The sequence below is a fragment of the Nostoc cycadae WK-1 genome, from assembly GCF_002897135.1.
Taxonomy (GTDB): domain Bacteria; phylum Cyanobacteriota; class Cyanobacteriia; order Cyanobacteriales; family Nostocaceae; genus Nostoc_B.
This window is the reverse complement of record NZ_DF978444.1, coordinates 73,446-83,763: the sequence shown is the minus strand read 5'-3', so window position 1 is coordinate 83,763 and position 10,318 is coordinate 73,446. Positions and strand designations below refer to the sequence as shown.

At 41.0% G+C, this 10,318-nt stretch carries 9 protein-coding genes and 1 pseudogene; 4 read left to right on the top strand and 6 right to left on the bottom strand.

Annotated features, from left to right (window positions below; all coding sequences use genetic code 11):
• The first annotated feature begins 129 nt into the window (after nucleotides 1-129).
• The 3 genes and pseudogenes from NCWK1_RS25950 to NCWK1_RS25940 form a co-directional block, all read left to right on the top strand.
• Nucleotides 130-513 carry a helix-turn-helix domain-containing protein gene (locus tag NCWK1_RS25950; protein ID WP_187308252.1) on the top strand — a complete coding sequence of 128 codons (384 nt, stop codon included), beginning with the start codon at nucleotides 130-132 and terminating at the stop codon, nucleotides 511-513.
• A complete protein-coding gene (locus NCWK1_RS25945) occupies nucleotides 498-1,085 on the top strand; it encodes an IS630 family transposase (RefSeq protein ID WP_340641195.1) in 588 nt (195 codons plus the stop codon). Before NCWK1_RS25950 ends, NCWK1_RS25945 begins: the two co-directional genes overlap by 16 nt.
• A 7-nt stretch (nucleotides 1,086-1,092) precedes the next feature.
• Nucleotides 1,093-1,323 (top strand): annotated as a pseudogene (locus tag NCWK1_RS25940) (IS630 family transposase); the annotation flags it as partial.
• 339 nt (nucleotides 1,324-1,662) lie between these two features.
• Here NCWK1_RS25940 and NCWK1_RS25935 read toward each other — a convergent pair.
• The 5 genes from NCWK1_RS25935 to NCWK1_RS25915 form a co-directional block, all read right to left on the bottom strand.
• Entirely contained in the window at nucleotides 1,663-2,988 is a 1,326-nt protein-coding gene (locus NCWK1_RS25935) for a CO2 hydration protein (protein ID WP_096583009.1), read from the bottom strand.
• A gap of 27 nt (nucleotides 2,989-3,015) precedes the next feature.
• Nucleotides 3,016-3,612 carry a CDP-alcohol phosphatidyltransferase family protein gene (locus tag NCWK1_RS25930; RefSeq protein WP_096583007.1) on the bottom strand — a complete coding sequence of 199 codons (597 nt, stop codon included), beginning with the start codon at nucleotides 3,610-3,612 and terminating at the stop codon, nucleotides 3,016-3,018.
• A gap of 36 nt (nucleotides 3,613-3,648) precedes the next feature.
• The gene (locus tag NCWK1_RS25925) at nucleotides 3,649-5,151 is read right to left on the bottom strand and encodes an NADH-quinone oxidoreductase subunit M (RefSeq protein ID WP_103126685.1); all 1,503 of its coding nucleotides are present in this window, start codon (nucleotides 5,149-5,151) and stop codon (nucleotides 3,649-3,651) included.
• A gap of 146 nt (nucleotides 5,152-5,297) precedes the next feature.
• Nucleotides 5,298-7,157, bottom strand: a complete 1,860-nt coding sequence (locus tag NCWK1_RS25920; protein ID WP_103126684.1) for an NAD(P)H-quinone oxidoreductase subunit F — start codon at nucleotides 7,155-7,157, stop codon at nucleotides 5,298-5,300.
• Between the two features lie 361 nt (nucleotides 7,158-7,518).
• Entirely contained in the window at nucleotides 7,519-8,025 is a 507-nt protein-coding gene (locus tag NCWK1_RS25915; protein ID WP_103126683.1) for a GNAT family N-acetyltransferase, read from the bottom strand.
• A gap of 69 nt (nucleotides 8,026-8,094) precedes the next feature.
• Between NCWK1_RS25915 and NCWK1_RS25910 the strand changes: the two genes are divergently transcribed.
• Entirely contained in the window at nucleotides 8,095-9,246 is a 1,152-nt protein-coding gene (locus NCWK1_RS25910) for an FAD-dependent oxidoreductase (protein ID WP_103126690.1), read from the top strand.
• Between the two features lie 228 nt (nucleotides 9,247-9,474).
• Here NCWK1_RS25910 and glyQ read toward each other — a convergent pair.
• Nucleotides 9,475-10,318, bottom strand: an 844-nt coding sequence (glyQ, locus tag NCWK1_RS25905; RefSeq protein ID WP_103126682.1) for a glycine--tRNA ligase subunit alpha, incomplete at its 5' end; no start/stop codon positions are given.

The following is a 10,318-nucleotide window of genomic DNA, read 5'->3' as shown; positions in this document are numbered from 1 at the left end:
AAAAGGGTGAAAGTAGTTGGAGTCACCAAAGTCGAAATTAAAGAATCAGACCAAGAATTGCATTAACTGCTCTTAAAGCAGAAAACAGCATCAAGCCGTGAACGAATTCAAGCTTTGTATTTGCTGAAGATGGGGCAAGTAAGAACAGTACAGGATGTAGCTGTGGTCGTGGGCAGTGAAAGGGTGACAGTGCAGAGATGGCTAAAGACTTATACAGAATCAGGAATAAACGGTCTGTTGTCAGTAAACAAGAGTACAGGAAGACCGCCAATTATTAATGGTTCAGCTAGAGAACAACTTTTAAAAGAACTCGAACAGCCAGAAGGATTTAAAAGTTATGAAGAAATCCGAACATGGTTGAAAGCACAAGAGGGAGTAGAAGCGTCATACAAAGTAGTACACGATACAGTACGTTATCGAATGAAAGCAAAGTTAAAAGTACCAAGAGCAGTAGGGGTAAAACACAACGAAGAAGCAGAATTGGAATTTAAAAAAAACTGCCACAATACTTAGAAGTCATTAAAAAACACGTCATAGAGCCAAAAGATAAACACAAAAAAACTAGATACTGGTGTGGTGATGAAAGCCGTGTAGGATTAAAAACAGAACCAGGAAGACTAATCACGCTTCGTGGCGTTAAGCCTATTGGCATTATGCAATGGAAGAGAGAAAACTTCTATTTATACGGATTAGTAGAACCATTAACTGGAGAGTATTATATCTGGGAATTTTCTCATTTAAATACAGCTTGTTTTAGCATTTTTCTAGAGCAGTTTGCGAATACATATTCTGAAGAGATACATATTATTCAATTAGACAATGGTGCTTTTCACTTAAGCCAGACTCTTCAAATACCAGAAAATATTATTCTCTTATTTCAACCTCCCCATACTCCGCAAGTTAATCCAATTGAACGCTTATGGGAAGAAGTCAAACGGAATTTGAGTTGGGAATGCTTTGCTAATTTGGACGAGTTAAGAACAGTTATCTGGCAACGTCTTGAGGAATTAAACACATCAATTGTTGCTTCTATTACAGGTTGGGGTTTTATTCTGGATGCTTTATTTGTATCAGGCTTTTCGTGAATTGGTATTACCTCTAGAGCAATGGAAAATTTATTGCGTCCGCTTTGCTCCTAACTGTCCCTCCCAAAACCCCATAGAAGATGTTTGGTTGCAAGCAAAAACTTGGGTGCGACGTTTTTGTGCTTTAATCCCAACATTTTCTCATCTTAAGTGGATGTTTGAGTGGTTCATTAAAAACACTCTCTTTGATTTTCCGTCTCTCCAGATGTACGGATCATTTTCAAAAATCAAATACTAGTCCTATATATGACTTATGTGTGCTGTGTTAGTATTTAATTGAAAACCACATATCTGGCATATAAATTTATCTCTAGCTAAAACTTGATTTTTTATTTTTATATTAAGCATTACAAATACCCTGATGCCAGAATATACGGACAACTGATTTCTTATACCCCTTTTGAATACTATAAGTCTAAACCTAGATTTCTTACCAGCATTCTCAAAGCCTAATCAAGTTTAAACTTTGGTTTTTCACCCTGTCGGTAACAAATCTTGTTTTTAAAATTTATTTACATAAAAAACCTCTCTTGTTCAGAGAGGTGAAGTAATCGAAATGCAGTGAAAAGAACATTAATTAACGATAATCTTGGTTTTGAATACTCCGCAGACGGGCAGCATCACGCATACCATAATCAGCGCGAGTAAAGCGGTTTAATTGTTGTTCAAAAAACTCACGATTGGCTTGCAAATGTTTAGGGTTAGGGTCATCTAAGGGATATAAAAGTGCAGTTCTCAAGGCTTGAATTACGGCAGAAGTAACATTGTACATTGACCGTTGGAAACTAACACCCAACTGAATCAACATATCATCTTCACCACGACAATATTGTTTGTAATAATCAACAAGATATTGTGGCAAGAAGTGCAACATATCTTGCATTAACAATGTGGGTGGAATACCAGCAGTTCCCACAGGAAAGACATCAGCGTAGAGAATGCCGTAGTGGAAATCTTTTTGGTCATCTGGTACTTGACCTGCTTGGGCGTTGTAAGATTTTGTACCTCTAAAGGGGGCGGTGCGGTAGAACACAGCTTCTACATAAGGTAATGCTGCTTCGTACAGCCAAGTGAAGCCTTTTGATTTGGGTATGATTTCGTAGCATTCCCCACGGATATAAACATGATGGTAAATGGGACGACCAGCGATCGCAAATATGCCATTCACCAAAAAGTTCATGGCATCAGGTACACCCTTAAACCCGCCTTCATCGTAGATGTCAGACATTTCAAAGAACACTGGGGCCATGACTTCCCAGAACAAGCCGAGGTTAGAGTAGTATGACATCTGGCGGCACTGTTCCAAAAACATATCGGGAAACAGTTTGTACAGTCCCAGCATTACAGGGTTGCCTTGGAAGAACGCTTTAATTGCCCGATCAGCGTTGGCTTTGTATTCTTCCGAGTCGAGATAAGCGTCAAATTGATTAACTGGCGCATACATATGCCGATGCCAAAGCATTGCCCGCATACAAGCTTCCGCAAATTCCATGTTGATGCGATCGTGGGATAAGTGATGCAATAACTTTGGCATTTTGAAGGTTTCACCTTTTTCCATAAATGCCAAAAGTTCAGGATGGGCAGTGGCTTCACCGCGCCAAATTCTTAAATCAGCAGTATCGCCAGCGTAATGATTATGCAGGTCTAAATACTCTTTAGGTAAGAAGTATTTAAAAAAGGCAAATGGCTCTAAAAATACCTGTTCAGCTATATATAATAAGTCACGCCAGTAAAAGTCCATCGGTACAGCGTAAGCTTTATAAATACCGATAATTTGCATTAAGTTTTCTGGCGTGTCTGGTAACATTGAACCGCCAGCTTCTAAACGATGAATTACTTCGGCAAATTCATGACGAGAAGGTGGAAGTTTAGTTGTAACAGATTTTTCTGGAGTCTGTACCATGTTAGTTCCTGGATGTTAAATCTATTTTTAGACAGTAGAAATATCGGTTGTTTGTAATTGCTGACGTATCTTTAAAGCATGAAAAATGCTCAAAACATCATGCGTCCAAACTGGCAATATTAACGTCATCGCCACTTCTTCAATGCTGTAAATAGTTCCAGCGATACAAGTTAGCCATAAAGTTATGTCAGCGTAATTAAATCCAAACAGTGCCACAATGGCGATAAATAATGTAATTCCCCAAAACTTGGCTGAATAAGTGTGATAGCTGGCGGGTTTGCCATACTTAATTAAATTCACTATCCACCACACAATTTGAGCAAAAATCACCATCAATAAAGGTAGGCGATAAGCTATCAAAATATCTCGGTATCCCAGCCAAGCACTCAAAAAGATACAACTAAAAAGGCAGGTATCAGCCCAGCTATCAGCTTGTCGCAATTTGGCATTGCTAACACCCAATCGCCGGGCAATAATGCCATCAAAAATGTCGGAAAGAAAAGCAGCGGTAAAACCTACTAAAAACAAAATACTCGTATCACCATCCCAGGCATCCCACAGGAGGAAGGGTGCTATTAAAAAGCGAAATAGTACAAGACCACTGGGAATTAAGGTGAGATTCATATTTTCTCCTGTATCAGTTGCGTAAGTCTCTTGTTACTATTTCAACGCAACTTCAGGAATTACGGTTTTCTCCGCTGGGATAATTGCGGCTACCATTGCTGTGGTAGTGGGTTCACTCCAACGCACTAACCAAGTAGGTTGGACTCCTAAAAAGATGATTAAGCTGGCCAAAATTAGTGCTGGTACTTTCTCAGACCACAATACTTTGGGATAGTAAGCTAAATCATTGTCGAGTCTGCCAAAACAGGTGCGGTTAAGGAGGATAACGAAATATACCGCAGTCAAGCCACTGGCGACGACACACAATATTGTCGGGATGGGGAAGACTGAGAAGCTACCTTGAAAGACGATAAATTCAGCAATAAATCCTGTTAAACCGGGAATACCAGCACTAGCCATCCCACTTAATACGAGTAAGGCACTAATTAAAGGTATGCCACGAATCGGACTCATTAAACCGTTGAGTTTATCTAACTCTCTTGTGCCAGCTTTGGCTTCAACAACTCCTACTAAATGGAAGAGAATGGCGAGGATGATGCCGTGGCTAAACATTTGGGAAACTGCACCGACTAAGGCCAGGGAGGTACTCGCAGCACTGGCCAGCAACACATAACCCATGTGACCGATGGAACTGTATGCTACCATCCGCTTGATATCTTTTTGGGCGATCGCCACCACTGCCCCATATATCGCACTAATTGCTCCCCAAATTGCCAAGGTTGGGGCAACAACACTCCAAGCGTTGGGGAACATCCCCATACCAAACCGCAATAAACCGTAGGTTCCCAGCTTGGCTAACACACCACCTAACAGAATTGCGATGGGTGCGGAAGCTTCAACGTAAGCATCAGGTAGCCATGTATGGAAGGGAACCAAAGGAATTTTGATACCAAAACCGAGGATGATTCCTGATAGTAAGAGAAGTTGCAGCCCAGCGGAGAGGGTTTGAGTTGAGACAGCATCAATGGCAAAGCTAGTGGAACCTGTCAGCCACACCATACCCAAGAAGGTTGCCAAAATTAATGCACCGGAAACAGCAGTGTAAATTAAAAACTTAATTCCTGCATAAGCCCGTTTTTCACCACCCCAAATCGAAATCAATAAATAGAAGGGGATTAATTCGAGTTCGTAGAACAGGAAAAACAGGAGTAAATTTTCTGCGAGGAAAGCACCAGCAACGCCACCGCTAACCAACAAAATCATTGAGTAAAATAGCCGGGGGCGTTCAGTATTTTGATTACTGCTGTAAATAGCAATCCAAGTGAGGAGGCTATTGAGAACTAACATTAATATTGATAGCCCATCTACTCCTAATTGGTAGCTTAAACCTAGGGTTTCATTCCAAGGTAAATATTCTTGAAACTGCATCCCAGGAGTGCTGAGGTCAAATTTCAACAGGATGAATAGATTCCACAACAGGATTAAACCAGATATGGTAAGGGCTACCAAGCGCACGCGATTTGGTGGAATGGAATTACTAGGCCAAAACCCAATAATTAAAGCAGCGATGATTGGTGTCCAGATTAAAACACTCAGCATGGTAGTTTAGGGATTTATAACCGCAGATGATTAGCAGAGGTGTAGGAGAAACAGAAGTTACAAATGATTTATTGACCATTGATCAGGGAACATTAAGCCTTAATCATTGAGCATTGACCATTGACCATTGACCCTTGACCTTTGACTCAAAACATCAACTCTAAAAACTGTACGCCCCAATATGGCCATGTCACCCACATTCCTAAAAGACCGATGCCTAAGAGGACGGTGAAGGCATAAGTTTGAGTTTGGCCAGAGGTGCTGTATTTCAAACCTTCTCCACCAAGTAAGGAGAATAAACCAACGAAGTTAACAATGCCATCAACTACAAAGCGGTCAACCATATCAGCGAATCTAGCAAGTTGGGCAACGCTGAAAATGATGGTCATCCGGTAGAGTTTGGGGGTGTAAAAGTCGTAAGCCAACAAGTCTTGCAAACCTTTCCAAGGTAGACGAACTGGTTTGGGAATATTGCCGAGGTAAATTACGCCACCGACGCTACAACCGAAAATACTTGACCAAATTAGTAGAAGTGCAACATCTTTATTTAGGGTTGCCCAGTCTGGTAACAGGGATAAGCTTTGCAACACTAAAGGCAAATGCAGGACAAATCCGAATAAAATCACCATTGGTAGTACCATCGGCCAGTGAACTTCCGGAGATCGCTCACTCATTTGCTTGGGTTTACCACCAAAAATCAAGCCAAATTCTCTAGATAAACTAACGGCTGTCAACGCGTTAACGGCTATCACTATCCCGACTAACCAAGGCTGAGTAGCCCATAATCCATCGGTTAATTCCACTAATGCCCAAAAGCTACCTAGTGGTGGGAAACCAATTAGTCCTAATGTGCCAACGATAAACGCTAAACCAGAAATGGGGCGACGTGACCAAAGTCCGCCTAGTTGAGTAACATCTTGGCTGATGCTGTTCCAAATAATGCCCCCGGTACTCATCACCAACAGCGCAGCAGATAAGGCGTGAGTCAGAACTAGTAACAGTGCAGCATCATCTTGCTGTGTGCCTACAGCGATAAATACCAAGCCCATGTAAGCACTCACAGAATAAGATTGGCAGCGTTTAACGTCAATTTGGGCGATCGCAATTAACGAAGCACCAATTGCTGTCACTGCACCAATCGCTACCATGACAGTAGAAACTAGAGGTGACAAAGTTAACACAGGTTGCAGTTTAATCAGCACCCATGCGCCACTAGCTACTACTACTGAGTTCCGCAAAATTGTACTGGGAACTGGGCCTTCCATCGCTTCATCCAACCACAAATGTAGGGGGAATTGGGCGCATTTACCCATCGGCCCAGCAATCAAGGCTAAACCTACTAAAGTAATTACTGTGGGGTCAACTTCAGCAGTTTTTGCCCATACAGCGAGTTCGTTGTAATCCCATGTTCCTGCTAGAGGCCATAATCCTAAGACCCCAATCAACAAAAACAAGTCTCCTACCCGCTTAGTTAAGAAAGCGTCTCTCGCCCCACTAACTACCAAAGGTTGACTAAACCATAAGCCAACTAGCAGGTATGTTCCTAAAGTCAGGACTTCCAGAATTACATAACTGAAGAACAAATTATTGCATAAAGCTAAGGCACACAATCCCGCTTCAAATAAACCTAATAAAGAATAGAAGCGTCCCCAACCCCAATCCATTTCCATGTAGCCAATGGCATAAATTTGCGCCAGCAAATTTAACCCCGCAATTACTACCATTGCGCCTACACTAATTGACGAAATTTCGATAGCAATGGTAAGGTCTAAACCAGCTGTTGATAGCCAATGAATAAATACTTCTTGGGGTGGATGATTCCAAGTTGCTTGTAAGGCGATCGCACTATGGAGAAACGCCAAAAAAGTCATTACTAAATTTACATAACCTGCGGGTCTTGGCCCAGTCTTACGAATGATCCCTGGCGACCAAGGTACGGCTAACAATCCGCCAATTAAGGCATATAAAGGAACTAGCCAAACAGTCTCTAGTAGAAACTGAGCCATGAAATTACCTCTAGATTTAAACAAAATTTAAGGCTACGGAATCAAGGAGCTTTGATCCCGACGCTAACCACTATTCAAAAACGCAAGTTTATATTTGCTTAATTTTGTTAGATTAAGCTTACCTTTATATGAAACAAAATGGAATTACTTGATTAGATAAATCAACGATAATTAGTCTAATTAATTCTTATATATCTATGGATTGAAATAATAAATCTTATCTATTGATTAATATCTATGGCAAAACCATAGATAAATTCAGATAGTAATCATTATTCCTCTCTTGGGTTAGTTGAAGTGAGTTACGAGGACTGATATAGTGAAAGTCTTTGAATTTTTGGAAAAGTCAAGATTTTTAATTTCAAACTTCACACTTTTCCCCAATCCGCAGCCCCATAATCACTAAGTCACGTTCCACCCCATCTAATTCAGCCACTTGAGGTAAATGTCCCCAGCGTTGAAATCCAGATGTTTCAAAAAGTTTCAGACTGGGATGATTATGGGCAAAAATAAAGCCTAAAAGCGTTTTTAAGCCTAAATTAGGGCTTTGATGAATTGCTTGGTCTAAAAGTTTTCGTCCCAAACCGCAACGATGAAAAGCTGGGGCAATATAAATACTAATTTCAGCAGTGGCATGATAGGCGGGGCGACCGTAAAATGATTGGAAGCTTAACCACCCTGCAATCACTCCTTGTTGTTCAATTACCCACAAAGGGCGAAAATTAGGCGCTCGGCCATGAAACCAAGCACGGCGACTTTCCACAGATACAGGTTCTAAATCAGCAGTAGCGAGACGGCTAGGAATCGCCGCATTATAAATAGCTACGATTGCAGGTAAATCAGCTTCAGTCGTATGGCGGATAGTCATCGCTACCGTGTCGGAAAGGATATTGTAGAAAATATTCAAAAATCATACAGTGTTCATCAACAGAATTCTATGCCTGATTTAGTGCTAGTTGGTGGTGGTCATAGTCATGCGATCGCACTAAAAATGTTTGGCATCAAACCGTTACCAGGAGTAAGTTTAACTTTAATTACACCAGCATTAGACACACCTTATTCGGGAATGCTACCCGGACACATTGCTGGATTATATAGTTACGATGAGTGCCACATTAATTTGTCAAGATTAGCTGACTTTGCCCATGCACATTTATGTATAGACCGAGCCATTGGCTTAGATTTAGAAAATCGTCAAGTAATTTGCGCTAATCGTCCCGCGGTAAATTTTGATGTACTGTCCATTGATATTGGCAGCACTCCAGCGACAATCTCTGTACCAGGTGCAGATGAATACGCTATACCAGCTAAACCAGTAGCAAAACTCTTAGAATGTTGGTATGAACTGCTGCAAAGCGTTCACAAAAATCCTCAACAGCCAATAAAAATAGCTATTGTCGGCGGTGGTGTTGGTGGCGTAGAATTAGCACTCGCAATGCAAGCACACTTACAGCAAATCTTGATTGCGAACCAAAAACCAATTCAAAATCTAGAAATTCATTTATTTAATCGCCACCATAAAATTTTGCCGCATAATCATGACTCAGTGCAGCATCAGGTAAAACAAGTTGTAACCAGTCGAGGTATTAAGCTGCATCTAGGCGAGTCTGTCTCTCAGATTAAATACATAAATGAAGAATTACTAGCAGTCAAATGTGAATTAGGGTTAGTGGTAGAGTGTGATAAAGTTTTTTGGGTAACACAAGCCTCAGCACCAGACTGGTTAAAAACTACAGGACTCGGAACTGATGAACAAGGCTTTATTTTAGTCAATGACACCTTGCAATCTCAAACTCATCCACAAGTATTTGCTGCTGGTGATATTGCCACAATGGTAAATCATCCCCGTCCGAAAGCTGGTGTATTTGCGGTACGTCAGGGTAAGCCATTATTTGAGAACTTACAACGAATTATCTTAGGCAAACCACTCAAACCTTACATACCACAGCAACAATATTTAAGTTTAATTGGGACAGGCGACAAACGAGCGATCGCCACCAAAGGCGCATTCACCTTACCACCCCACCCTTTACTATGGTGCTGGAAAGATTGGATTGACCGCCGCTTTATGAAACAATTTAGTAGATAAGCAGGTATTATCGACCTGAAAAATAACTAGCGATCGGTAGAACGCGTTAGGACTTACTCAGCAACTCTCTCAAACTTTTATTCCTCCATATCCTTGGTGTTTTTTATGATTTGATGTCCTTTAACTGTGTATAAGTCCTACGCGTCTATAAATTTGGCAGCGATAGCCTAAAAAGAGTTGTTAAAAACTAAAGTCCCTGAAACTTAATAGTTTCAAGGTTTATCAAACTCAAACTGCTGTTTTCTTCAGCAAAGGATAGCCAAGCTTTTCTCGCTGTTCTACATATAGTTGTGCTACCTTTCTTGCCAAATGACGAATTCTGGCAATATAACGAGTTCTTTCCGTTACAGAAATTACTCCTCTAGCATCTAGCAAATTGAAAGTATGCGAACACTTCATTACATAATCTAAGCTTGGTAAGACTAAACCACGCTCTGTTAACTGATTAGCTTCTTGCTCGTATAAATTAAACAGTGTTAGCAGCATCTCAGGATTTGATGCTTCAAAGTTGTAAGTACTCTGCTCAATCTCATTTTGCAGAAAAACATCTCCATAAGTAATATTGTCTGTCCACTGGAGCTTTGTAAATGCTTCTACTTGCTGGAGATACATCGTTAGTCGCTCTAACCCGTACGTAATTTCAATCGACACAGGTCTGCAATCTATTCCGCCACATTGTTGAAAGTAGGTAAATTGAGTAATTTCCATCCCATCTAACCAGACTTCCCAACCAGTACCCCAAGCGCCTACTGTTGCATCTTCCCAGTTATCTTCTACAAACCGAATATCGTGGTCTTCAGGACGAATACCCAAAGCCCTTAAAGAATCAAGATAAATCTCTTGGATATTATCTGGTGATGGCTTAATCAGAACTTGATACTGATAATAGTGTTGAAAACGGTTAGGGTTTTCGCCGTAACGACCATCTGTAGGACGGCGACATGGTTCAACATAAGCTACAGCCCAAGGTTCTGGCCCCAAAGCTCTTAAAAATGTATGGGGATTTTTAGTACCAGCCCCCTTTTCAATATCGTAGGGTTGACCAATCAAGCAACCGAAATCGCGCCAGAAG